21 protein-coding genes and 1 pseudogene are annotated in these 23229 nt (G+C 62.7%); 9 read left to right on the forward strand and 13 right to left on the reverse strand.

The annotated features are described in order from the left end of the window. Nucleotides 1–6: 6 nt before the first annotated feature. Complete coding sequence (locus PMI20_RS01720; protein ID WP_007926735.1) at nucleotides 7–414, reverse strand: flagellar basal body-associated protein FliL; 408 nt, start codon at nucleotides 412–414, stop codon at nucleotides 7–9. Between the two features lie 158 nt (nucleotides 415–572). Between PMI20_RS01720 and PMI20_RS01725 the strand changes: the two genes are divergently transcribed. Both PMI20_RS01725 and glpT read left to right on the forward strand, forming a co-directional pair. Beyond that, nucleotides 573–1550 (forward strand): NADPH:quinone oxidoreductase family protein, encoded by a 978-nt coding sequence (locus tag PMI20_RS01725; RefSeq protein WP_007926734.1) that lies wholly within the window; start codon nucleotides 573–575, stop codon nucleotides 1548–1550. A gap of 273 nt (nucleotides 1551–1823) precedes the next feature. Next, nucleotides 1824–3173, forward strand: a complete 1350-nt coding sequence (glpT, locus tag PMI20_RS01730; RefSeq protein ID WP_007926732.1) for a glycerol-3-phosphate transporter — start codon at nucleotides 1824–1826, stop codon at nucleotides 3171–3173. Here the strand turns inward: glpT and PMI20_RS01735 are convergent. The 6 genes from PMI20_RS01735 to PMI20_RS01760 form a co-directional block, all read right to left on the reverse strand. Continuing rightward, a complete protein-coding gene (locus tag PMI20_RS01735) occupies nucleotides 3170–3817 on the reverse strand; it encodes a gamma-glutamylcyclotransferase (RefSeq protein ID WP_007926730.1) in 648 nt (215 codons plus the stop codon). The two genes, glpT and PMI20_RS01735, sit on opposite strands and share 4 nt — an antisense overlap. A gap of 212 nt (nucleotides 3818–4029) precedes the next feature. Continuing rightward, entirely contained in the window at nucleotides 4030–4998 is a 969-nt protein-coding gene (locus PMI20_RS01740; RefSeq protein WP_007926728.1) for a CDP-6-deoxy-delta-3,4-glucoseen reductase, read from the reverse strand. After that, a complete protein-coding gene (ubiD, locus tag PMI20_RS01745) occupies nucleotides 4998–6464 on the reverse strand; it encodes a 4-hydroxy-3-polyprenylbenzoate decarboxylase (RefSeq protein WP_007926726.1) in 1467 nt (488 codons plus the stop codon). The genes PMI20_RS01740 and ubiD overlap by 1 nt, the downstream gene beginning before the upstream one ends. A gap of 140 nt (nucleotides 6465–6604) precedes the next feature. Continuing rightward, nucleotides 6605–7864, reverse strand: a complete 1260-nt coding sequence (gene rho / locus PMI20_RS01750; protein WP_007926725.1) for a transcription termination factor Rho — start codon at nucleotides 7862–7864, stop codon at nucleotides 6605–6607. Between the two features lie 248 nt (nucleotides 7865–8112). Continuing rightward, on the reverse strand, nucleotides 8113–8442 hold the full coding sequence (gene trxA / locus PMI20_RS01755; RefSeq protein ID WP_003206727.1) for a thioredoxin TrxA: 330 nt from the start codon (nucleotides 8440–8442) through the stop codon (nucleotides 8113–8115). Between the two features lie 126 nt (nucleotides 8443–8568). Beyond that, nucleotides 8569–9267, reverse strand: a complete 699-nt coding sequence (locus tag PMI20_RS01760; RefSeq protein ID WP_007926724.1) for a FadR/GntR family transcriptional regulator — start codon at nucleotides 9265–9267, stop codon at nucleotides 8569–8571. A 254-nt stretch (nucleotides 9268–9521) separates the two neighbouring features. Here PMI20_RS01760 and PMI20_RS01765 point away from each other — a divergent pair, with 254 nt between their 5' ends. From PMI20_RS01765 to ppx, 5 genes are all read left to right on the forward strand, one after another. Continuing rightward, nucleotides 9522–10307, forward strand: a complete 786-nt coding sequence (locus PMI20_RS01765) for a transporter substrate-binding domain-containing protein (RefSeq protein ID WP_007926723.1) — start codon at nucleotides 9522–9524, stop codon at nucleotides 10305–10307. Between the two features lie 21 nt (nucleotides 10308–10328). Beyond that, entirely contained in the window at nucleotides 10329–10997 is a 669-nt protein-coding gene (locus PMI20_RS01770) for an amino acid ABC transporter permease (protein ID WP_007926722.1), read from the forward strand. Next, nucleotides 10994–11644 (forward strand): amino acid ABC transporter permease, encoded by a 651-nt coding sequence (locus PMI20_RS01775; RefSeq protein WP_007926721.1) that lies wholly within the window; start codon nucleotides 10994–10996, stop codon nucleotides 11642–11644. The genes PMI20_RS01770 and PMI20_RS01775 overlap by 4 nt, the downstream gene beginning before the upstream one ends. Next, a complete protein-coding gene (locus tag PMI20_RS01780) occupies nucleotides 11631–12365 on the forward strand; it encodes an amino acid ABC transporter ATP-binding protein (protein WP_007926719.1) in 735 nt (244 codons plus the stop codon). The genes PMI20_RS01775 and PMI20_RS01780 overlap by 14 nt, the downstream gene beginning before the upstream one ends. A gap of 234 nt (nucleotides 12366–12599) precedes the next feature. Beyond that, a complete protein-coding gene (gene ppx, locus PMI20_RS01785; protein ID WP_007926717.1) occupies nucleotides 12600–14102 on the forward strand; it encodes an exopolyphosphatase in 1503 nt (500 codons plus the stop codon). Between the two features lie 101 nt (nucleotides 14103–14203). Here ppx and ppk1 read toward each other — a convergent pair whose 3' ends face one another. Both ppk1 and hemB read right to left on the reverse strand, forming a co-directional pair. After that, complete coding sequence (ppk1, locus tag PMI20_RS01790) at nucleotides 14204–16423, reverse strand: polyphosphate kinase 1 (RefSeq protein ID WP_007926716.1); 2220 nt, start codon at nucleotides 16421–16423, stop codon at nucleotides 14204–14206. Nucleotides 16424–16441: 18 nt separating this feature from the next. Then, entirely contained in the window at nucleotides 16442–17455 is a 1014-nt protein-coding gene (gene hemB, locus PMI20_RS01795) for a porphobilinogen synthase (protein WP_007926714.1), read from the reverse strand. A 207-nt stretch (nucleotides 17456–17662) separates the two neighbouring features. Here hemB and PMI20_RS01800 point away from each other — a divergent pair, with 207 nt between their 5' ends. Next, nucleotides 17663–18295 carry a DedA family protein gene (locus PMI20_RS01800; protein ID WP_007926712.1) on the forward strand — a complete coding sequence of 211 codons (633 nt, stop codon included), beginning with the start codon at nucleotides 17663–17665 and terminating at the stop codon, nucleotides 18293–18295. On the opposite strand, the pseudogene PMI20_RS01805 reads toward PMI20_RS01800, so the two are convergent. Further along, nucleotides 18276–18735, reverse strand: a pseudogene (locus PMI20_RS01805) (sterol desaturase family protein); the annotation flags it as partial. The gene PMI20_RS01800 and the pseudogene PMI20_RS01805 overlap by 20 nt on opposite strands. 198 nt (nucleotides 18736–18933) lie before the next feature. On the opposite strand from PMI20_RS01805, the gene elbB reads away from it, so the two are divergent. Then, nucleotides 18934–19602 carry an isoprenoid biosynthesis glyoxalase ElbB gene (gene elbB, locus PMI20_RS01810; protein ID WP_007926709.1) on the forward strand — a complete coding sequence of 223 codons (669 nt, stop codon included), beginning with the start codon at nucleotides 18934–18936 and terminating at the stop codon, nucleotides 19600–19602. A 47-nt stretch (nucleotides 19603–19649) separates the two neighbouring features. Here elbB and PMI20_RS01815 read toward each other — a convergent pair whose 3' ends face one another. From PMI20_RS01815 to PMI20_RS01825, 3 genes are all read right to left on the reverse strand, one after another. Further along, entirely contained in the window at nucleotides 19650–20105 is a 456-nt protein-coding gene (locus tag PMI20_RS01815; RefSeq protein ID WP_007926708.1) for a YaiI/YqxD family protein, read from the reverse strand. 102 nt (nucleotides 20106–20207) lie between these two features. Continuing rightward, nucleotides 20208–22106, reverse strand: coding sequence for an FTR1 family protein (locus tag PMI20_RS01820; protein ID WP_007926707.1), 1899 nt, complete (start codon nucleotides 22104–22106; stop codon nucleotides 20208–20210). Between the two features lie 259 nt (nucleotides 22107–22365). Continuing rightward, nucleotides 22366–22998, reverse strand: a complete 633-nt coding sequence (locus PMI20_RS01825; protein ID WP_007926706.1) for a LysE family transporter — start codon at nucleotides 22996–22998, stop codon at nucleotides 22366–22368. Between the last annotated feature and the right edge of the window lie 231 nt (nucleotides 22999–23229).

Genomic DNA, 23229 nt, shown 5'->3' on the forward strand with positions numbered 1-23229 from the left:
CCAGCATTACTGGATGATCAGGTTGTTGAACAGCAGGTCTTCCACCACCGGCTTGCCGGTTTCGTCGTTCATCACCTGCTGGGTCTGCTTCAGGGCTTCCTGGCGCAGTTTTTCCTTGGCTTCGACGTTGTTCATGGTTTCCGTGGTCTGCTGGGCGAACAGCGCCACCAGCTGGTTGCGGATCAACGGCTCGTTGGCCTTCACCGCCTGGGCGGCGGCATCGCCGGTCACCCGCAGGGCGACGTCGGCCTTGTAGACCTTGAGCTTCGGGCCGCCATCCAGACCGTAGTTGCCCACGAACGGCGGGTTCAGGCTGATGTAACTGACTTTCGGTGCTTCGCCCTCTTTGGCTTCCTCGGCCATGGCTGCCATCGGCAGAGACAGGGCCAGCATCAACATGATCCACGCTTTCACAATTCGCTCCTTATCCGGTAGGCGGTCTAGCATAAAGGCCCCTGCGCCCGTGCCCAAGCACAAAGCTTATGGCTGGCTATCAGGCCGGGGCATGCTCGTTGACCGCGTTATTCACCCACCTACACTTATCGGCCATCACTCCCAAAGGAATAGCCCTGATGAAAGCCGTGCTGTGCAAAGCCTTCGGCCCCGCCGAAACGCTGGTGCTGGAAGACGTCGCGAGTCCTGTACCGAAGAAGAACGAAATCCTGCTGCAGGTGCACGCGGCCGGGGTGAACTTCCCGGACACGCTGATCATCGAGGGCAAATACCAGTTCAAGCCGCCCTTTCCGTTCTCGCCCGGTGGCGAAGCCGCGGGGGTGGTCGGCGCCGTCGGTGAGAAGGTCGGCCACCTCAAGGTCGGCGACCGGGTCATGGCACTGACCGGCTGGGGCAGCTTCGCCGAGGAAGTCGCGGTACCAGGCTACAACGTGCTGCCGATTCCAGCGTCGATGGACTTCAACACCGCCGCCGCCTTCAGCATGACCTACGGCACCTCGATGCATGCCCTCAAGCAACGCGGCAACCTGCAGCCGGGTGAAACCCTGCTGGTGCTCGGCGCTTCCGGCGGTGTCGGCCTGGCGGCGGTGGAAATCGGCAAGGCCATGGGCGCCCGGGTCATCGCCGCCGCCAGCAGCGCCGAGAAACTCGCGGTGGCCAAGGCCGCCGGCGCCGACGAATTGATCAACTACAGCGAAACCAGCCTGAAGGACGAGATCAAGCGCCTGACCGACGGCCAGGGCGCCGATGTGATCTACGACCCGGTCGGCGGCGACCTGTTCGACCAGGCCATCCGCGCCATCGCCTGGAACGGCCGGCTGCTGGTGGTGGGTTTCGCCAGCGGGCGCATTCCCGAGCTGCCGGTCAACCTGGCGCTGCTCAAGGGCGCCGCGGTGATCGGCGTGTTCTGGGGTTCGTTTGCCCAGCGCCAGCCCCAGGACAACGCGGCGAACTTCCAGCAGCTGTTCGGCTGGTTCGCCGAAGGCAAGTTGAAACCGCTGGTCTCGCAGGTCTACCCGCTGAGCAACGCCGCCAGCGCCATCAACGATCTTGGCCAGCGCAAGGCGGTGGGCAAGGTGGTGGTCCAGGTTCGCTGAACCTCCCCTTTTCTTTATGTAGGAGCGAGCTTGCTCGCGATAGCGGTGTGACAGTCGACTTCATTACTGACTGTCGGATCGCCATCGCGAGCAAGCTCGCTCCTACACAGAAGCATCAGGTACGTCCTCCACTTATCTTTAAGCGACATGTTCGTAAAAGAACATGCAAATGCTCCTGCGTTGCGTGCTCCCAGATAAGATGCAGTGCTATTTTCGGTAACGAAACTGTAACATTCGCATCCGCAGTCAAAACAAGAAATTTGGAGCTCTTGAATGTTTGCTTTCTTTCGACCTGCCGCACATCAGGCGCCCCTGCCTGACGAAAAAATAGACAGTACCTACCGCCGCCTGCGCTGGCAGATCTTCGCCGGGATCTTCATCGGCTACGCCGGCTACTACCTGCTGCGCAAGAACTTCTCCCTGGCCATGCCGTACCTGATCGAAGAGGGTTACACCCGCGGTCAACTGGGCCTGGCCATGTCGGCGATCGCCATCGCCTACGGCCTGTCCAAGTTCCTCATGGGCCTGGTGTCCGACCGCTCCAACCCGCGCTACTTCCTGCCCTTCGGCCTGCTGGTGTCGGCCGGGGTGATGTTCATTTTCGGTTTCGCACCCTGGGCCACGTCCAGCGTGACCATGATGTTCATCCTGCTGTTCATCAACGGCTGGGCACAGGGCATGGGCTGGCCGCCAAGCGGACGGACCATGGTGCACTGGTGGTCGCAGAAGGAACGCGGCGGCGTGGTTTCGGTATGGAACGTGGCGCACAACGTTGGCGGCGGCCTGATCGGCCCGCTGTTCCTGCTCGGCATGGGCTGGTTCAACGACTGGCACGCGGCGTTCTACGTCCCGGCCGCTGTGGCCCTGATGGTGGCGCTGTTCGCCTTCGTCACCATGCGCGACACCCCGCAATCGGTCGGCCTGCCGCCGATCGAGAAGTACAAGAACGACTACCCGGAAGGCTACGACGCCAGCCACGAAGAAGAATTCAGCGCCAAGGAAATCTTCGTCAAATACGTGCTGCGCAACAAAATGCTCTGGTACATCGCCATGGCCAACGTCTTCGTCTACCTGCTGCGCTACGGTGTACTGGACTGGGCGCCGACCTACCTCAAGGAAGCCAAGCACTTCACCGTGGATAAAACCTCGTGGGCGTACTTCTTCTACGAGTGGGCGGGGATCCCGGGCACGCTGCTGTGCGGCTGGATGTCGGACAAGATCTTCCGTGGCAACCGTGGCCTGACCGGCATGGTGTTCATGGCTCTGGTGACCGTGGCGACCCTGGTGTACTGGCTGAACCCGGCCGGCAACCCGACCATCGACATGATCGCGCTGTTCTCCATCGGCTTCCTGATCTATGGCCCGGTGATGCTGATCGGCCTGCAGGCCCTGGAACTGGCGCCGAAGAAAGCCGCCGGCACCGCCGCGGGCTTCACCGGTCTGTTCGGCTATTTGGGTGGTTCGGTCGCGGCCAGCGCGGCGATGGGCTACACCGTGGACCACTTCGGCTGGGACGGCGGTTTTGTCCTGCTGGTAGGCGCCTGCCTGCTGTCGATGGCCTTCCTGGCTCCGACCTTGTGGCACAAGCAGGTCGCCAGCCAGAGTCGCGAAGCCATTGCCTAGTGGGTGGCTGACTTACAGCGCTTGAGCCGCGCCTCCAGATTACGGTCTGGCATGGCGTGGCTACGCAGGGCGTGCACGGTCTGCTCGACATAGTCGCGAGTGGTGCCGTAGCGCCCGCAGGCGTTTTCGAATACCTGGCTCAGCACATGGTCCGGCAGGTTGCCGGCATAGCTGGGCAGGTGTCGCTCCAGAACGAACCCCAGGGCCTGAACCCGGCTACCGTCTTCGAGGCGGCAGTTGAGCCAGTGCGGGCGATAGGACGGGTATGGCATCTCGCGCTGCCACAGCGCATACAGCGAGGTTTCCAGCTGCTCTTGCGGCAAGCGGTAGGCGAAGCCGCTGCAGGAACCGCCACGATCCAGGCCAAAGACCAGCCCCGGCTTCTCCGGCGTGCCACGGTGTTCATGGGACCACAGGTACAGACCGCGATGGTAGCCATGCACCCGCCCGCGCATGCGCTCGACCGCCGAACATTCAGGGCGCCAGATCAGCGAACCGTAGGCAAACAGCCAGACCGGTCCGCCCTTGTGGCGCGCCATGGTGGACTGCATCGAGCTGAGAAGCTGTTCGTGGGTGAGCTGCGGCCCCAGGTCGAGCCGCGGAGGGTAAGCCAGATTCAAAAAACTGGATTCTATGGCTGTCATGGCGAATAGCGTTCGGCTCCCCGCGTATAAAGAATTACTTAATAGAACGCACGGCTGTAACTCCAAGACACATATGTTTCAAGGCAAGTTAAGTGCCATCGAAGAGTTTTAACTTTCAATAATGCGTGACATATAACCTACCGGTATTTATCTAATTAAATAAATACCGATGGGCTATATAGGAAGTTATAACGAGGGACAGCCCCGAGAACTCAGGACCGAGGAGCGTAGGCAAATACATCGGCGCGCATCTGGTGCGCATCCATGCCCGCTTCGACCAGCGCGTCGAGGGTCGCGTAGATCATCGCTGGCGAGCCGCTGGCGTAGACATGCACCGCCGACAGGTCGGCAATGTCCTCGCTCACCGCCTCGTGCAGCATGCCGCAGCGCCCTTCCCAGCCACAGAGGTCGCTGACCACCTTATGCAGGAACAGGTTGGGCAACTTCTTCCATTCGTCCCAGTGCTCGATCTGGTAGAAGTCGTCCGGCCGGCGCACGCCCCAGTACAGGTGCACCGGGTATTTGAAGCCCTTGGCCCGGCAATGCTCAATCAGGCTGTGCATTTGCGCCATGCCGGTACCGGCGGCGATCAGCACCAGCGGCCCGTCCGGCAGCTCGGCCAGGTGGGTATCGCCAAACGGCAGCTCGACGCGCACGTTGCCGTTGCGCTGCAACTGTTCGATCAGGCTTTGTGCACTGCTTTCGCGCACCAGTACGTGCAGCTCCAGCTCGCGCCCGGCGTGCGGCGCCGAGGCCAGGGAGAATGCCGACTTCTCGCCATTCTCCCGCTCGAGCATCAGGTACTGGCCAGCGTGATAACGCGGTGGCTTGCCGGCGGGCGCCCGCAGGCGGACCCGCCAGACATCGCCGCCGACTTCCAGACACTCGGTGACCTGACACGACAGACTGCGCACCGGCAGTTCTCCCAGCGCAAGGACGCCATCCCACAGCACGATGCAGTCTTCCAGCGGCTCTGCAATGCAAGTGTAGAACTCGCCATGATCGCGCACATCGCCGGCCTGCAGGACACGGCCCTCCACCAGCAGGGCGCAGCACACATGACAGTTGCCATTGCGGCAGCTTTGCGGGCATTCATAGCCCAGGCGCCGCGCCGCATCGAGAATCCGCTCGCCGGGCAGCGTCTCAAGCACCGCTCCGGAGGGCTGCAAGGTTACACGCATCAATCTATTCCTAACTGATTCCAGATGGCATCGATCCGGCGGGTCACTGCCTCATCCTTGACGATCACCCGGCCCCACTCGCGGGTGGTTTCACCGGGCCATTTATGCGTGGCATCGAGCCCCATCTTCGAGCCCAGGCCGGAGACCGGCGAGGCGAAGTCAAGGTAGTCGATCGGCGTGTTGTCGATCATCACCGTATCGCGCTTGGGGTCCATGCGCGTGGTAATGGCCCAGATCACGTCGTTCCAGTCGCGCGCGTTGATATCGTCGTCAGTGACGATAACGAACTTGGTGTACATGAACTGTCGCAAAAACGACCAGACACCGAGCATTACCCGCTTGGCGTGGCCGGGGTACTGCTTCTTCATGGTCACCACCGCCATGCGGTACGAGCAGCCTTCGGGCGGCAGGTAGAAGTCGGTGATTTCCGGGAATTGTTTCTGCAGGATAGGCACGAATACTTCGTTCAGCGCCACGCCGAGAATCGCCGGCTCATCCGGCGGACGACCGGTGTAGGTGCTGTGGTAGATCGGCTTGATCCGGTGGGTAATGCGCTCGACGGTGAACACCGGGAAGCTGTCGACTTCGTTGTAGTAGCCGGTGTGGTCGCCATACGGGCCTTCGTCGGCCATCTCGCCCGGATGGATCACCCCTTCCAGGATGATTTCCGCGGTGGCTGGCACTTGCAGGTCGTTGCCGCGGCATTTCACCAGTTCGGTGCGGTTGCCCCGCAGCAGGCCGGCGAAGGCGTATTCGGAGAGGCTGTCCGGCACCGGCGTCACGGCGCCGAGGATGGTCGCCGGATCGGCGCCCAGGACCACGGACACCGGGAACGGCTGGCCCGGGTGCTTCTCGCACCATTCGCGGTAATCCAGCGCGCCGCCACGGTGGCTCAACCAGCGCATGATCACCTTGTTGCGGCCGATCACCTGCTGGCGATAGATACCGAGATTCTGCCGGTCCTTGTTCGGCCCCTTGGTGACGGTCAGGCCCCAGGTGATCAGCGGGCCGACATCGCCCGGCCAGCAGGTCTGCACCGGCAGCATCGCCAGGTCGACGTCATCGCCTTCGATGACCACTTCCTGGCAGATGGCATCCTTGACGACTTTTGGCGCCATGGAAATGATCTTGCGAAAGATCGGCAGCTTGGACCAGGCATCCTTGAGCCCCTTGGGCGGCTCGGGCTCCTTGAGGAACGCCAGCAGCTTGCCGATTTCCCGCAGTTCGCTGACCGCCTCGGCGCCCATGCCCAGCGCCACGCGCTCCGGGGTACCGAACAGGTTGCCCAGCACCGGAATGTCGTAGCCGGTGGGGTTTTCAAACAGCAGGGCCGGACCTTTGGCACGCAAGGTGCGATCGCAGACCTCGGTCATTTCCAGCACTGGGGACACCGGAACCTGGATGCGCTTGAGTTCGCCGCGCTGTTCCAGACCGCTGATAAAGTCGCGCAAGTCGCGATACTGCATGCGTGAGCCTCGTTTTGGCCGTGGCGTTCGGGGCTGGCAGTTTAGCGCCGAACCCGACTGTTCAGAACAGTGAACTGCCGTTCCTCAATAATCAGATAGCAAAAAGCCGGGTTTCCCCGGCTTTTGCGGTCCCGCTCGACTTACTTGCGTTTCATCGACAGGAAGAACTCATCGTTGGTCTTGGTCTGTTTCAGCTTGTCGACCAGGAACTCGATAGCGGCGACTTCATCCATCGGATGCAGCAGCTTGCGCAGGATCCACATGCGCTGCAGCTCGTCGTCGGCGGTCAGCAACTCTTCGCGGCGGGTGCCGGAACGGTTGATGTTAATGGCCGGGAATACGCGCTTCTCGGCGATCTTGCGGTCCAGGGGCAGCTCCATGTTGCCGGTACCCTTGAACTCTTCGTAGATCACTTCGTCCATCTTCGAGCCAGTCTCGACCAGCGCGGTGGCGATAATGGTCAGCGAGCCGCCTTCTTCGATGTTCCGCGCGGCACCGAAGAAACGCTTCGGTTTTTCCAGGGCGTGGGCATCGACACCACCGGTCAGCACCTTGCCGGAGCTCGGGATCACGGTGTTGTAGGCACGGGCCAGACGGGTGATGGAGTCGAGCAGGATCACCACGTCCTTCTTGTGTTCGACCAGGCGCTTGGCCTTCTCGATCACCATCTCGGCAACCTGCACGTGGCGGGTTGGCGGTTCGTCGAAGGTGGAGGCGACCACTTCGCCGCGCACGGTGCGCTGCATCTCGGTCACTTCTTCCGGACGTTCGTCGATCAGCAGCACGATCAGATGAACTTCAGGGTTGTTACGGGTGATGTTCGACGCGATGTTCTGCAGCATGATGGTCTTGCCCGCTTTCGGCGGAGCAACGATCAGACCGCGCTGGCCTTTACCGATCGGGGCACACAGGTCGATGACACGACCGGTCAGGTCTTCGGTGGAACCGTTGCCGGCTTCCATCTTCATGCGCACGGTCGGGAACAGCGGCGTCAGGTTTTCGAACAGGATCTTGTTCTTCGCGTTCTCGGGACGATCGTAGTTGATCGTGTCGACCTTCAGCAGTGCGAAGTAACGCTCGCCTTCCTTTGGAGGGCGGATCTTGCCAACGATGGTGTCACCGGTGCGCAAGTTGAAACGACGGATCTGGCTCGGGGAGACGTAGATATCGTCTGGGCCGGCCAGATAGGAGGCGTCGGAGGAGCGAAGAAAGCCGAAGCCGTCCTGGAGGATCTCCAGCACGCCATCACCGGAGATTTCCTCGCCGCTTTTAGCGTGCTTTTTCAGCAGGGAGAAAATCACGTCCTGCTTGCGCGAACGGGCCATATTTTCTATGCCCATCTGTTCGGCCAATTCGAGCAGTTCGGTAATCGGCTTTTGCTTGAGTTCAGTCAGATTCATATAGGAATGACGTAATCATTTATGGAGGGGGGGAAATTAAGCTTTTGGCTTAATGATGCCGCGCCGCGGAGAAGGCGACAGGATCGCGTACTTATTCGAAAAGGAGAGCGTCGGCGACGGCTTGCAGGGGGCAGAGGAGAAACCAGTGCGGGGCCGAATGTAACACCTGAGTTTCTGAGCGTCTAGCCCTGAATAATGAAAAAGCCCCGCTATTTACGGGGCTTTTTTGATGCGATTTACAACGACGCTTAGATGTTGGCGTCGAGGAAAGCAGCCAGTTGCGACTTGGACAGTGCGCCGACCTTGGTGGCTTCGACGTTGCCGTTCTTGAACAGCATCAGCGTCGGGATACCACGCACGCCATGCTTGGCCGGGGTTTCCTGGTTTTCGTCGATGTTCAGCTTGGCAACGGTCAGTTTGCCTTTGTAGGTTTCAGCGATTTCGTCCAGGACCGGAGCGATCATTTTGCATGGGCCGCACCACTCAGCCCAGTAGTCGACCAGTACAGCGCCTTCGGCCTTGAGTACGTCAGCCTCGAAGCTAGCGTCGCTAACGTGTTTGATAAGATCGCTGCTCATGGAAGTCTCCAGGTTGTAAGCAAAAAAACGTGGCCCATCATAGCCGCCCTTCCCGCGTTCAGGAAGCCGGAGTTGATTGACTCTCGCTATGGTGCCCGATGAATTTGGGTATAGCTCAACTGGAAACTATGCGGGGGTGACGAAGGCGATTCCGGTGCGCAGGGCCGCGCCGCGCACATGCTCCTGCATGGCCTTCTGCGCCGCCCCAGAGGCATGCCGGGCCAGCCCGCGGAGGATCTTGCGATGCTCCTGCCAGGTTTCCATGGCCCGCTCGGGCCGGATGAACGGTAGTTTCTGGCTCTCCAGGAAGATCTCGGCGCTGGTACTGAGAATGCTCACCATTGCCTGATTGCCGCTGGCTTGCAGGATCTTCTGGTGAAACTCGAAATCCAGCCGCGCCGCCGCCTCGAAATCCGCCGCCCGCAGCTCGTTGCGCATGGCCTCGACATTATCCTGCAACGCATCCAGCTCATCGGCGGTCAGCGTCACGGCCGCCAGCCCCGCGGCGAAGCCTTCCAGGGCGTAGCGCAATTGGAAGATATCCGTCGGCGACGCCTGGGCCGCGAACGGCCAGCTCAGCCCCGCGCCATTGACCGGCAATTGCGCGGCCTGCACGAACACGCCTTTGCCAGGCTGCACGCTGATCACGCCCAAGGCGCTCAAGGACGACAGCGCCTCGCGCAATGAAGCCCGGCTGACCCCCAGTTGCACGGCCAGATCGCGCTGCGACGGCAGCGCATCGCCCGGGCCGAAGCCGCGCTCGTTGATCAATTGGCGGATGGCTTGCAGCGCCACCTCGGGTACGGCGCGGGAGATCGAGTTCATAGAATGCAGGCTGGCCAGTCCAGGAAAAGGCTAGTTGTAAAGCTATTCGCCGAGCCCGGCAAGTCGTGCCCCAAGGGGGTTCGGGCGTATCTCCGGACGCTCGATAAGGGGGCAGAAACGCCATCAACTGTTCAGACCAGTAAGACCGAAGGACACCAACAAAACCCGGCGCTCCAGGGCTTTTTCCAGCGTTTGGCACGGGCTGTGCTGTGTCGCTGCGCAGAAATCACTTCCCGTGAATCCGGAGATTTGCCATGACCAAGCGTTTCAGCGCCCTGCTCTCTGCCCTGTTTGCCAGCCTGCTGCTGAGTCAGACGCCCGCCCACGCCAGCGGCCTGGACGATGTCGTCGCCCGTGGCACCCTCAAGGTGGCCGTGCCCCAGGATTTCCCACCCTTCGGCTCGGTCGGTCCGGACATGAAACCCCGCGGCCTGGATATCGACACCGCGAAACTGCTGGCCGACCAGCTCAAGGTCAAGCTCGAACTGACCCCGGTCAACAGCACCAACCGCATTCCGCTCCTGACCACCGGCAAGGTCGACCTGGTGATCTCCAGCCTCGGCAAGAACCCGGAGCGCGAGAAGGTCATCGACTTCTCCCAGGCCTACGCGCCCTTCTACCTGGCGGTATTCGGCCCACCCGAAGCGCCAGTCGCCACCCTCGACGACCTCAAGGGCAAGACCATCAGCGTCACCCGTGGCGCCATCGAAGACATCGAACTGACCGCCGTGGCCCCGCAAGGCGTGACCATCAAGCGCTTCGAGGACAACAACTCGACCATCGCCGCCTACCTGGCCGGCCAGGTCGACCTGATCGCCAGCGGCAACGTGGTGATGGTCGCCATCAGCGAACGCAACCCGAAACGCATCCCGGCGATGAAGGTCAAGCTCAAGGATTCCCCGGTCTATGTCGGCGTGAACAAGAACCAGCCGGAGCTGCTGGACAAGGTCAACCAGATCCTCACCACCGCCAAGGCCGACGGCAGCCTGGAAAAGAACGCCCAGCTGTGGCTCAAGCAGCCATTGCCGGCTGGCCTCTGATCGCGGTCGCGGAGGTTATCCATGGCTTATCAGTTCGACTTTCTACCGGTGCTGGAAAACACCGGCCTGCTGCTGCGCGGCGCCCTGTTCACCCTTGAGCTGACCGCCATCGGCGCATTGCTCGGGGTCGGCCTGGGCATAGTCGGCGCGGTGGTGCGGGCCTGGAAGATCCAGCCCTTCTCGGCCCTCTTCGGCGTCTACGTCGAGCTGATCCGCAACACCCCGTTCCTGGTGCAGCTGTTCTTCATCTTCTTCGGCTTGCCATCCCTGGGGCTGCAGATCTCCGAGTGGCAGGCGGCGGTGCTGGCGATGGTGATCAACCTGGGGGCCTACTCCACGGAAATCATCCGCGCCGGCATCCAGGCCATCCCCCGCGGCCAGCTGGAGGCCGCGGCGGCCCTGGCCATGACCCGCCTGGAGGCCTTCCGCCATGTGGTGTTGCTGCCGGCGCTGGGCAAGGTGTGGCCGGCCCTGAGCAGCCAGATCATCATCGTCATGCTCGGTTCGGCGGTGTGTTCGCAGATCGCCACCGAGGAGCTGAGCTTCGCCGCCAACTTCATTCAGTCGCGCAACTTCCGCGCCTTTGAAACCTACGCCCTGACCACGCTGATCTACCTGTGCATGGCCCTGCTGATCCGGCAGTTGCTGAACTGGGTCGGGCGCCGCTATATCGCGAGGAGCAGCCAATGAGTGATTTCAGCTTCTGGGACATCGTGCGTAACCTGCTGACCGGCCTGCAATGGACCCTGCTGCTGTCGCTGGTGGCCTTTGTCGGCGGCGGGCTGATCGGTTTGCTGATCATGACCCTGCGCATTTCCAAGAAGGCTTTCCCCAGCGGTTTCGCCCGCCTGTATATCGAGCTGTTCCAGGGCACGCCGCTGTTGATGCAGCTGTTCCTGGTGTTCTTCGGCATCGCCCTGCTGGGGGTGGATATCTCGCCCTGGCTGGCGGCGGCCATCGCCCTGACGCTGTTCACCAGCGCCTACCTGGCGGAGATCTGGCGCGGCTGCGTCGACTCGATCCCCAACGGCCAGTGGGAAGCCTCCTCCAGCCTGGCGCTCAACCCTTATGAACAGCTGCGCCATGTGATCCTGCCGCAGGCGCTGCGGATTGCCGTGGCGCCTACCGTGGGCTTCTCGGTGCAGGTGGTCAAAGGCACCGCGGTGACCTCGATCATCGGCTTCACCGAGCTGACCAAGACCGGCGGCATGCTCGCCAATGCCACCTTCGAGCCCTTCATGGTCTACGGCCTGGTGGCGCTCGGTTACTTCCTGCTGTGCTACCCCCTGTCCCTCAGTGCGCGCTACCTGGAAAGGAGACTGCATGCCTCTGCTTAGAATTTCCGCCCTGCATAAATATTACGGCGACCATCATGTGCTCAAGGGCATCGACCTCAGTATCGAGGAAGGCCAGGTGGTGGCGATCATCGGCCGCAGCGGCTCGGGCAAGAGCACCTTGCTGCGCACCCTCAACGGCCTGGAGTCGATCAACGACGGGGTCATCGAAGTCGACGGCGAATACCTCGACGCCGCCCGCGCCGACCTGCGCAGCCTGCGGCAGAAGGTCGGCATGGTGTTCCAGCAGTTCAACCTGTTCCCGCACCTGACCGTCGGCGAGAACGTCATGCTCGCCCCGCAGGTGGTACAGAAGGTGCCCAAGGCCAGGGCCGCCGAGCTGGCACGGGAGATGCTGAAGCGGGTCGGCCTGGAGGAGAAGTTCGACGCCTTCCCCGACCGCCTGTCCGGCGGCCAGCAACAGCGGGTGGCGATTGCCCGGGCGCTGGCCATGTCGCCCAAGGTGCTGCTGTGCGACGAGATCACCTCGGCCCTGGACCCGGAGCTGGTCAACGAAGTCCTGAGCGTGGTGCGCCAGCTGGCCAAGGACGGCATGACCCTGATCATGGTGACCCACGAGATGCGTTTCGCCCGGGAAGTGGGCGACAAGCTGGTGTTCATGCACCAGGGCAAGGTGCATGAAGTGGGCGACCCGAAAGTGCTGTTCGCCAACCCGCAGACGCCGGAACTGGCGAATTTCATCGGGACCAACGAAAGCGCTTGATGCTACCCGTAGCCACTGCCGCAGGCTGCGATGGTCCGGGCCACGCTGGTCGCAGGGCCTTCCTGGGCCCTCAAGAACAGCACCTGCTGCGCAGTCGGTCGCAGCCTGCGGCAGCGGCTACAGGAGCTGTGGCGCAAGGATTCATGCGTTGAATCAACGCATTGGACACTGCGCGTTGGCGCGAGCGATTGATCGTGGCAGGATGGCAAGGTTATCGACCGAGACCCCCAAACCATGCCGCAATCCCAAGCCAAGAATCTGTCCCTGATCGCCGCCATCGACCTGGGCTCCAACAGCTTTCACATGGTCGTGGCCAAGGCTCACCATAATGAAATCCGCATTCTCGAGCGGCTCGGTGAAAAGGTTCAGCTGGCCGCCGGGATCGACGAAGACCGTCAGCTCAACGAAGAATCCATGCAACGCGGGCTCGATTGCCTGAAGCGCTTCGCCCAACTGATCAACGGCATGCCCCTGGGCGCGGTGCGCATCGTCGGCACCAACGCCCTGCGCGAAGCCCGCAACCGCGGCGAATTCATCCGCCGCGCCGAGGAAATCCTCGGCCACCCGGTGGAAGTCATCTCCGGCCGTGAAGAAGCCCGCCTCATCTACCTGGGCGTGTCCCATACCCTCGCCGATACCCCAGGCAAGCGCCTGGTCGCCGACATCGGCGGTGGCAGTACCGAATTCATCATCGGCCAGCGCTTCGAGCCGCTGCTGCGCGAAAGCCTGCAGATGGGCTGCGTCAGCTTCACCCAGCGCTACTTCCGCGACGGCAAGATCACCCCGGCGCGCTACGCCCAGGCCTACACCGCGGCGCGCCTGGAAATCATGAGCATCGAACACGCCCTGCATCGCCTGACCTGGGATGAAGCCATCGGCTCCTCGGGCACCATCCGCGCCATTGGCCTGGCGCTCAAGGCCGGCGGCCACGGCAGTGGCGAAGTCAACGCCGAAGGCCTGGCCTGGCTCAAGCGTCGGCTGTTCAAGCTGGGCGATGCCGAGAAAATCGACTTCGAAGGCATCAAGCCGGATCGCCGGGCGATCTTCCCCGCCGGCCTGGCGATTCTCGAAGCCATCTTCGACGCCCTCGAACTGCAGCGCATGGACCATTGCGAAGGCGCCCTGCGTGAAGGCGTGCTCTACGACCTGCTGGGCCGTCATCACCACGAAGACGTGCGCGAGCGCACCCTGGGTTCGTTGATGGAGCGTTATCACGTCGACCTGGAACAGGCCGCCCGGGTCGAGCGCAAGGCGCTCCACGCCTTCGACCAGGTGGCCGAGGACTGGGACCTGGAGGACGGCGTCTGGCGCGAACTGCTGGGCTGGGCCGCCAAGGTCCATGAAGTGGGCCTGGATATCGCCCACTACCATTACCACAAGCACGGCGCCTACCTGATCGAGCACTCCGACCTCGCCGGCTTCTCCCGCGAAGACCAGCAAATGCTCGCGCTACTGGTACGCGGTCACCGCCGCAACATTCCCAAGGACAAGTTCGCCGAATTCGGCGAGGAAGGCAGCAAGCTGATCCGCCTGTGCGTGCTGCTGCGTTTCGCCATCCTGTTCCACCACATCCGCGGCACCCAGGAAATGCCCCAGGTGAAGCTGCACGCCGCCGGCGACAGCCTGGAGGTGATGTTCCCGGCAAACTGGCTCGACGAGAACCAGCTGACCCAGGCCGACTTCGCCCTGGAAGCGGAATGGCTGACCCGGGTCGGGATCACCCTCAACGTGCACTGAAACGCCCCGCACAAAAAAGCCGGCTTGCCGGCGATGGGCTCCTTCCAAAGGGCACCATCGCCGGCAAGCCGGCTTTTTCATGGGCTGAATAAGCCCCGGGCTCAGCGCACCGCCAGCACCGGATTGCTCAGGCGCTCCAGCAATGTGGCCTGGGCGCTGCGCGGGTTCTGGTTGCCGGTCGGGGTGTTGCGGATGTAGCGACCGTCCGACTGCAGGCTCCAGCTGTGGGTGTTATCGGTGAGATAACTTTCCAGCTCCTTCTTGACCCGCAGGATCAGCTTCTTGCCCTCGACCGGGAAGCAAGTCTCGACGCGCTTGTCGAGGTTGCGCTCCATCCAGTCGGCGCTGGACAGGAACATCTGCTCCTCGCCGCCATTGAGGAAGTAGAACACCCGGGTGTGCTCCAGGAAGCGGCCGATGATCGAGCGCACATGGATGTTGTGCGACACGCCGGCGATCCCCGGACGCAGGCAGCACATGCCCCGCACCACCAGGTCGATGCGCACGCCCGACTGGCTGGCCTTGTACAGCGCGCGGATGATCTTCGGATCGGTCAGCGAGTTGAACTTGGCGATGATATGCGCCGGCTTGCCGTCCAGGGCGAACTGGGTCTCCCGGGCAATCATGTCGAGCATGCCCTTCTTCAGGGTGAAGGGCGCGTGCAGCAACTTCTTCATGCGCAGGGTCTTGCCCATGCCGATCAACTGGCTGAAGAGCTTACCGACGTCTTCGCACAAAGCGTCGTCGGAGGTCAGCAGGCTGTAGTCGGTGTACAGGCGGGCGTTGCCAGCGTGGTAGTTGCCGGTGCCCAGGTGGGCGTAGCGCACGATCTCGCCGGCTTCGCGCCGCAGGATCAACATCATCTTGGCGTGGGTCTTGAAGCCGACCACGCCGTAGATCACCACCGCGCCGGCCGCTTGCAGGCGGCTGGCCAGTTGCAGGTTGGACTCTTCGTCGAAGCGCGCGCGCAGCTCGATCACCGCAGTGACTTCCTTGCCGTTACGCGCCGCATCCACCAGCGCATCGACGATTTCCGAGTTGGCGCCGGAGCGGTACAGGGTCTGGCGCACCGCCAGCACGTGCGGATCCTTGGCCGCCTGACGCAGCAGGTCGACCACCGGGGTGAAGGACTCGAACGGGTGCAGCAGCAAGATGTCCTGCTTGCTGATCACGCTGAAGATGTTCTCGCTGTTCTGCAACAGCTTGGGAATCTGCGGGGTGAACGGCGTGTATTGCAGCTCCGGGTGGCTGTCCAGGCCGGTGATGCTGAACAGGCGCGTCAGGTTCACCGGACCGTTGACCTGGTACAGCTCGGTCTCGCTCAGGTTGAACTGCTTGAGCAAGTAGTCGGACAGATGTTTCGGGCAGGTGTCGGCCACTTCCAGACGCACCGCATCGCCGTAACGACGGGAGAACAGCTCGCCGCGCAGGGCGCGGGCCAGGTCTTCGACGTCCTCGGTGTCCACCGCCAGGTCGGCGTTGCGGGTCAGGCGGAACTGGTAGCAGCCCTTTACCTTCATGCCCTGGAACAGATCATCGGCGTGGGCGTGGATCATCGACGAGAGGAACACATAGTTGTCGCCAGGGCCGCCGACTTCTTCCGGCACCTTGATGATCCGCGGCAGCAGGCGCGGCGCCGGGATGATCGCCAGGCCGGAATCGCGACCGAAGGCGTCGACCCCTTCGAGTTCGACGATGAAGTTCAGACTCTTGTTCACCAGCAGCGGGAACGGGTGGGTCGGGTCGAGACCGATCGGGGTGATGATCGGCGCGATCTCGTCGCGAAAGTAACGACGGACCCAGGTCTTGAGCTTGGTGGTCCAGTAACGGCGACGGATGAAGCGGACCTGATGTTTCTCCAGCTCCGGCAACAGGATGTCGTTGAGGATCGCGTACTGGCGGTCGACGTGACCGTGCACCAGGTCGCTGATGCGCGCCAGGGCCTGGTGCGGCTGCAGGCCATCGGCACCGGCCTGTTCACGGGCGAAGGTGATCTGCTTCTTCAGGCCGGCGACGCGGATCTCGAAGAACTCGTCCAGGTTACTGGAGAAGATCAGCAGGAACTTCAGGCGCTCCAGCAGCGGATAGGACTCATCCAGCGCCTGTTCCAGCACGCGGATGTTGAACTGCAGTTGCGACAGCTCGCGATGGATATACAGGCTGCTGTCATCCAGGCTCGGGATGACCAGGGTCGGCATCGCCACATGCGGTGCGTCCGCTTGCACCGGCGGGGCTTCCAGCTCCGGTGGTGTTTCAACGACCTGCTCGACCACGGGTTGAGCTTCTTTTACGGCAACTTCAGTGAGTCCTTCGGTATTCATCGCGTGTTCCTGGGAGGGCTATTTTTGCTCTCGTAACAATTGAGCAGCACGAACGGCAAAGTAAGTCAGGATGCCATCGGCACCCGCGCGTTTAAAGGCGGTCAAGGATTCGAGAATAACCCCTTCGCTCAACCAGCCATTCTGGATCGCCGCCATGTGCATGGCGTATTCGCCGCTGACCTGATAGACAAAGGTCGGCACCTTGAATTCATCCTTGACCCGCAAAAGGATGTCCAGGTACGGCATGCCCGGCTTGACCATGACCATGTCCGCGCCTTCGGCGAGGTCGGCGGCCACTTCATGCAGGGCTTCGTGGCTGTTGGCCGGGTCCATCTGGTAGGAGGCCTTGTTGGCCTTGCCCAGGTTCAGCGCCGAGCCGACCGCATCGCGGAACGGACCGTAATAGGCGCTGGCGTACTTGGCCGAATAGGCCATGATCCGCACGTTGACGTGGCCAGCCAGCTCCAGGGCTTCGCGGATCGCCTGGATGCGGCCGTCCATCATGTCCGAAGGCGCGACCACCTGGGCGCCGGCTTCGGCATGGGACAGGGCTTGCTTGACCAGTGCATCGACGGTGATGTCGTTCTGCACATAGCCTTCTTCGTCGAGAATACCGTCCTGACCGTGGGTGGTGAACGGGTCGAGCGCCACGTCGGTGATCACCCCCAGTTCAGGGAAACGCTCGCGCAGCGCGCGGGTGGCACGCTGGGCAATGCCTTCCGGGTTCCAGGCTTCGGCGGCGTCCAGCGACTTGAGATCCGCCGGGGTCACCGGGAACAAAGCCAGCGCGGGAATCCCCAGCTCGACCCACTTCGCCGCTTCCTCCAGCAACAGGTCGATGGTCAGGCGTTCGACGCCCGGCATCGAGGCCACCGCTTCCCGACGATTCTCACCGTCGAGCACGAATACCGGCAGGATCAGGTCATCGGTGGTCAGGACGTTTTCACGCACCAGGCGACGAGAAAAATCATCACGGCGATTGCGACGCAGGCGAGTGGCGGGAAACAAACGGTTGGCTGGGGTAAAGCTCACGACAGACTCCTGAGCCCGCACAAGCGGGCGAGCGTGACAGTTATAAGCGCCCATTATGACGAACGGATGACAGTTGTGCTTAACCCTGTGACCGGTAGTCGCAGCTATTGTCCAGCCAGCATTTGTTCACGTCGAGACACATTTGGATACTTTCCTCCATGGGCCCGAAGGGTTAGGCTGCGCGTTCATTTCGCCAGCATCCAGACAATGCTCCAACAATTTCTTCAGGAATTCGGCTACTTCGCCCTCTTTCTCGGCACATTCTTCGAAGGCGAGACCATCCTGGTCCTGGCCGGCTTCCTCGCGTTTCGCGGATACATGGACATCAACCTGGTGGTGGTCGTGGCGTTCTTCGGCAGCTATGCCGGCGACCAGCTGTGGTACTTCCTGGGACGCAAGCACGGGCGCAAGCTGCTGGCGCGCAAACCGCGCTGGCAATTGATGGGCGATCGGGCGCTGGAGCATATCCGCAAGCATCCGGACATCTGGGTGCTGAGTTTCCGCTTCGTCTACGGCCTGCGCACCGTGATGCCGGTGGCCATCGGCCTGTCGGGATATCCGCCGGGACGTTATCTGTTGCTCAACGGCATTGGCGCGGCGATCTGGGCCGCTGCCCTGGCCGCCGCGGCCTATCACTTCGGCGCCGTGCTCGAAGGCATGCTGGGCAGCATCAAGAAGTACGAACTGTGGGTGCTCGGCGCCTTGCTGGTCCTGGGTTTTGCCCTGTGGCTGCGCCGCCGCTTCAAGAATGCGCGACTGGCCAAGGCGATCTACGAAGCCGAACAGGTCAAGCAGAACGAGCAGAGCGATTGCTGCAAGTCTAAGACGCCAGTCGAGTAAGACGACCCCGGCAGCAGTAAAGCGCAATGCCACTGAGCAGGCTGTAACTGATCAGGCCGACCAGAGGCGCCAGCCACACCAGCGGCAGGTTCGACGCCAGCCGCAGCAGCTCCCTCTTCAGCGCCCACGGGCGATTCTCCAGCGCCACCCCCAATACGAACAGACCAAAGGCCATGGCGCTCCAGCCCAGCATCAGGGCCGCGACAGGCAGGCTGTCGCCCAGGTTCATCAGGTAGCTGCCAAGAGCCGCATACATCAGCAACCGGGCATAGAACTGCAGATTGGCCCACACCGGGTCCCAGCTGGCCAGGGGGCGTGGTGACGCCGAAGACCACCGGCTCGTTGTCGTCCTCCTCCTGAAAGGTGCCGAACAGCCGGTCCCAAATAATGAACACGCCGTCGTAGTTGCGATCCATGTAGAGAGCGTCCGCGACCCGATAGTTGTTCCCCCCGCCAGCGGTCGGCCAGCAGCTCGAGGACTATCAGCACGAAGAAGAACGGCACCGCATACAGAATGAAATTCATCACACGACCTGATCGCAATCCTGATCGAAGATTAGGTCGGGCGGCGGGATAACCCTATGGCAACGGGCAACAAATTAGTGGACATTTAACGCCATGAATCTGGAGAAAAAACCATGAGCAAAAAAGTTGCAGTGATCCTTTCCGGCTGTGGCGTCTATGACGGTGCCGAGATCCATGAAAGCGTCATCACCCTGCTGCGCCTGGACCAGCGTGGCGCCCAGGTGCAGTGCTTCGCCCCGAACATCGCCCAGCTGCATGTGATCAACCACCTGACCGGCGAAGAGATGCCCGAATCGCGCAATGTTCTGGTGGAATCGGCGCGCATCGCCCGCGGCCAGGTCAAAGACATCCGCGAGGCCAACGCCGAAGACTTCGACGCGCTGATCGTGCCTGGCGGCTTTGGCGCGGCGAAAAACCTTTCCAACTTCGCCGTGGAAGGGGCCGGCTGCACGGTCCAGCCGGATGTCCTGGCACTGACCGAAGCCTTCGCCGAAGCCGGCAAGCCGGTGGGCCTGATCTGCATCTCGCCGGCATTGGCGGCGAAGATCTACGGCCCGGGCGTCACCTGCACCATCGGCAACGACGCCGACACCGCGGCCGCCGTCAGCAAGATGGGCGCGACCCATGCCGAGTGCACCGTTGGCGATATCATCGAGGACAAGGCGCGCAAGCTGGTCAGCACCCCGGCCTACATGCTCGCGCAGTCCATCAGCGAAGCCGCGGCCGGCATCAATAAGCTGGTGGATCGGGTGCTGGAACTGACCCACGAAAACGACGAATAACCCAAAAGCCGTGGCGAGCGGCAAGCGCCCTCGCCTCGCGGCAATTGTCAGGCCTGACGCGCCAGCCGCGTCAGAATCCGGTCCAGGCCATTGGCGAAGGCCTGCTTCTCGCGATCCCCATAAGGGCCTTGCCCGCCACCGACCTGCCCCTGCTCGCGCAGATCGGTAAACAGGTTACGCACCGCCAGCCGTTCGCCCATGTTCTGCGCATCGAACTCCTTGCCCCGCGGGTCGAGGGCGGCGACGCCCTTCTTCACCAGCCGGTCGGCCAGGGGCACATCGCTGCAGATCACCAGTTCGCCCGGCACTGCGTGTTCCACCAGATAATCGTCAGCCGCATCCGGGCCGCTGGGCACCACGATCAGCTTGACGCAGGCAAAGGCCGGCTTGATCTGCGGCTGCCCTGCCACCAGCACCAGCTCGAACTGGCGCTTGAGGGCAAACCTCACCACCTGATCCTTCGCCGCCTTGGGGCAGGCGTCGGCATCGATCCAGACACGCATTGGGTTATTCCTCTGAAAGCATCGCGGGCAAGCCGCGCGCCTACAGATCTCGATGAACTGTGGGCGCGCGGTTTGCCCGCGATAATGAGCGAAACGGATGCCTCAGGAAACCTGGGTCCGCCGTTTCTCGGCGATGCGGCTACGACTGTAGAGCACGATGATCGCCACGATCGCCACCGCCTGCGCCGTCAGCGAGTAGGCATCGGCGTGAATGCCCAGCCAGTCGAAGTCGAAGAACGCCACCGGCCGCGTACCGAAGATTCCAGCCTCCTGCAGCGCCTTGACGCCATGCCCGGCAAACACCACCGACAAGGCGCACAGCAACGCCGCGTTGATGCCGAAGAACAGGGCCAGCGGCAGCTTGGCCGAACCGCGCAGGATCACCCAGGCCAGGCCGACCAGCAGCACCAGCGCCGTGGCGCCGCCGGCCAGCACTGCGTTATGGCCCGCCGGGCCGGCCTGCAGCCACAGGGTTTCGTAGAACAGGATCACTTCGAACAGCTCGCGATAGACCGAGAAGAACGCCAGCACCGCAAAACCAAAACGGCCGCCACCGCCCACCAGGCTGCTCTTGATGTAGTCCTGCCAGGCCGCTGCGTGCCGGCGGTCGTGCATCCACACGCCGAGCCACAGCACCATGACACTGGCGAACAAGGCCGTGGCGCCTTCCAGCAACTCGCGCTGGGAGCCGCTGACATCGATCACATACGCCGCCAGCGCCCAGGTCGCCAGGCCGGCCAGCAACGCCAGCCCCCAACCGACGTTGACGCTGCGCACCGCCGATTGCTGGCCGGTATTGCGCAGGAAGGCCAGGATCGCCGCCAGCACCAGGATCGCTTCCAGGCCTTCGCGCAGCAGGATCAGCAGGCCGGAAATGTAGCTCAGGGACCAGCTCAGGCCATCGCTGCCCAGCAGGCCCGCCGACTCTTTCAGCTTGGCCTTGGCGGCATCCAGGCGCTGCCCGGCCTGCTCTGCCGGCAAGCCGTCCTGCAGCGCCTGACGGTAGGCCATCAGGGCTTTCTCGGTGTCCTTGCGCACATTGGCATCGACGTTGTCGAGGGAGCTTTCCACCAGCTCGAAGCCTTCCAGGTACGCCGCCACCGACAGGTCGTAGGCCTGTTCGCGGTCACCGGCGCGGTAGGCGGCCAGGCTCTTGTCCAGGGTCGAGGCGGTGTAGTCGAGCAGTTGCGCCGGGCCGCGCTTGACCTGTGGCGGCTGGGCGCGCTGGGCACGGAAGGTGGCCGCGGCCTGCGGCCCTTCGGCGGCCTGCACTTCGCTTGGGGTCTGGCGGGCCAGGTCGGCGAGGTTGTAGCTCTTGTCACCCTTCGCCGCGGCCGGGTCGGCAGTGAAGCCGGCGATATAGGTCGCCAAGTCCCAGCGCTGGCGGTCATCCAGCTGATCGGCGAAAGACGGCATGTCGGTGCCTTCGACGCCCAGGCCGAGGGTGTTGTAGATCGCGTAGAGGCTCAAGTGATCCGTGCGCGCCGCATCCCGCAGGTTGGCCGGTGGCGGCGTCAGGCCGACCCCAGCCGGGCCATCGCCGGCACCGGTGTCGCCGTGACACACCGAGCAATGCTGGGCATACAAAGGCGCGCCACGGCTCGGATCCGGGGTGATGATCGGCGCCTGGCTGACCTCATAGGCCACCGCCAGCTTGGCGCCCAGCTGCCGTGCCTGACGGGCGACGAGGGCGCCGTCCGCCTTGGCCTTGACCGCGTCGTTCAGGCTGGCGATGCCCTGCTCCAGCTCGGCCTTCTCCGGCTTGGCCGGCAAATCGGCGACCAGCCCCTGCAACACGCCGAGAAACTCGACCTGTTCACGGTACTCGGAGTCGTCAATGACCTTGCCCGCCTCGACCGTCGGAGGGTAGTCCGCGCCAATGTAGTCGAGCAGGTGCAGCGCCTTGGGCGCGCCTTCTACAGTGTCCGCCAGCAGGTTGGCGCTGCACAGGGCCAATACCGGCAGCACGAGCCACGCCAGGAAACGGGAGGGGGCAGTCATGAACGAATCTCAAATGGAAATACGAAGTAACACATTGTTCACTTCCAATGAGTTTCACTCAAGCTCTGTCATACAGACACCCAGGCGCCGTGGTTCCTGATGCCGGGCCAAAGCCTTGAATCACCTGGGGTCCGGGGCTTCCTGAACAAAGATGAAATAAATCCGGGCGCGGCCGGGACGGGTTCATGCTCGCGGTTTCCCTGAGGCGCACGCACAAAAAAGGCGCCCTCGATGGGCGCCTTTTTATGTGACCAGCCTCTTAGACCGGCGCTTTGCGAATGGTCGCCAGCAACCCGGCGGCGCCGAGGAACAGGCCGGCGAAGGTGCGGTTCATGCGCCGTTGCTGGGTCGGCGTGCGCAGCAGGCGCAGGACCTTGGAGGCCAGGCCGGTGTAGCCGGCCATGACGATCAGGTCGACGGCAATCATGGTCGCGCCGAGGATCAGGTACTGCTTCACCAGCGGTGCGTGGGGATCGATGAACTGCGGCAGGACCGCCAGCATGAACACCAGAGCCTTGGGGTTGCTGATGTTGACCAGGAACCCGCGGAACACCAGCGCCAGGGGTTTGCCGATCGGCCGGATCGCGGCGTCGTCGCTCAGGTCGCTGGGCAGCGCGCGCCACTGTTTGACCGCGAGGTAAACCAGGTAAGCCACGCCGAACCATTTGATCGCGTAAAAGGCGGTCGAGGATGCCGCGAGAATCGCCCCCACGCCGGCGGCGACAATCGCAATCTGCATGGCCAGGCCCAGTTGCAGGCCCAGGGCGTTCCAGTAACCGCGCCAGAAACCGTATTGCAGACCGCAGGACATCGACGCAATCGCGCCGGCCCCCGGGGAAAGGCTGATCACCCAGCAGGCGGCAAAAAACGCCAGCCATGTCTCAAGAACCATCGCACACCTCGGCTCGAATTCGTCGTAGACGCCTAAGCTAATGCGCCGGCGGGCGGATGACCATAGATTTTTGTCGGACAGGCATCGCCGGCCAACTGTAGCCACTGCCGAAGGCTGCGATAGGCCGGGGTCGCGCTCGACACGCAGGAGCTTCCTGCGATCTCAAGAGCACGTCTGCATCGCAGCCGATCGCAGCCTTGCGATGCTCGGCAGCGGCTACAGAGACTGCGC

This window comes from Pseudomonas sp. GM17 (genome assembly GCF_000282175.2).
In the GTDB taxonomy this organism is placed as follows: domain Bacteria; phylum Pseudomonadota; class Gammaproteobacteria; order Pseudomonadales; family Pseudomonadaceae; genus Aquipseudomonas; species Aquipseudomonas chlororaphis.

Excerpts from the sequence above, each read along its gene's own strand:
- ppk1 (WP_007926716.1), bottom strand. The coding sequence starts at position 16,423 with ATGAATACCGAAGGACTCACTGAAGTTGCCGTAAAAGAAGCTCAACCC.
- PMI20_RS01740 (WP_007926728.1), bottom strand. The coding sequence starts at position 4,998 with ATGCGTGTAACCTTGCAGCCCTCCGGAGCGGTGCTTGAGACGCTGCCC.
- PMI20_RS01765 (WP_007926723.1), top strand. The coding sequence starts at position 9,522 with ATGACCAAGCGTTTCAGCGCCCTGCTCTCTGCCCTGTTTGCCAGCCTG.
- rho (WP_007926725.1), bottom strand. The coding sequence starts at position 7,864 with ATGAATCTGACTGAACTCAAGCAAAAGCCGATTACCGAACTGCTCGAA.
- PMI20_RS01775 (WP_007926721.1), top strand. The coding sequence starts at position 10,994 with ATGAGTGATTTCAGCTTCTGGGACATCGTGCGTAACCTGCTGACCGGC.
- PMI20_RS01800 (WP_007926712.1), top strand. The coding sequence starts at position 17,663 with ATGCTCCAACAATTTCTTCAGGAATTCGGCTACTTCGCCCTCTTTCTC.
- glpT (WP_007926732.1), top strand. The coding sequence starts at position 1,824 with ATGTTTGCTTTCTTTCGACCTGCCGCACATCAGGCGCCCCTGCCTGAC.
- PMI20_RS01825 (WP_007926706.1), bottom strand. The coding sequence starts at position 22,998 with ATGGTTCTTGAGACATGGCTGGCGTTTTTTGCCGCCTGCTGGGTGATC.
- PMI20_RS01820 (WP_007926707.1), bottom strand. The coding sequence starts at position 22,106 with ATGACTGCCCCCTCCCGTTTCCTGGCGTGGCTCGTGCTGCCGGTATTG.
- PMI20_RS01725 (WP_007926734.1), top strand. The coding sequence starts at position 573 with ATGAAAGCCGTGCTGTGCAAAGCCTTCGGCCCCGCCGAAACGCTGGTG.
- PMI20_RS01780 (WP_007926719.1), top strand. The coding sequence starts at position 11,631 with ATGCCTCTGCTTAGAATTTCCGCCCTGCATAAATATTACGGCGACCAT.
- PMI20_RS01735 (WP_007926730.1), bottom strand. The coding sequence starts at position 3,817 with ATGACAGCCATAGAATCCAGTTTTTTGAATCTGGCTTACCCTCCGCGG.
- PMI20_RS01815 (WP_007926708.1), bottom strand. The coding sequence starts at position 20,105 with ATGCGTGTCTGGATCGATGCCGACGCCTGCCCCAAGGCGGCGAAGGAT.
- ppx (WP_007926717.1), top strand. The coding sequence starts at position 12,600 with ATGCCGCAATCCCAAGCCAAGAATCTGTCCCTGATCGCCGCCATCGAC.
- PMI20_RS01760 (WP_007926724.1), bottom strand. The coding sequence starts at position 9,267 with ATGAACTCGATCTCCCGCGCCGTACCCGAGGTGGCGCTGCAAGCCATC.
- trxA (WP_003206727.1), bottom strand. The coding sequence starts at position 8,442 with ATGAGCAGCGATCTTATCAAACACGTTAGCGACGCTAGCTTCGAGGCT.
- PMI20_RS01770 (WP_007926722.1), top strand. The coding sequence starts at position 10,329 with ATGGCTTATCAGTTCGACTTTCTACCGGTGCTGGAAAACACCGGCCTG.
- ubiD (WP_007926726.1), bottom strand. The coding sequence starts at position 6,464 with ATGCAGTATCGCGACTTGCGCGACTTTATCAGCGGTCTGGAACAGCGC.
- elbB (WP_007926709.1), top strand. The coding sequence starts at position 18,934 with ATGAGCAAAAAAGTTGCAGTGATCCTTTCCGGCTGTGGCGTCTATGAC.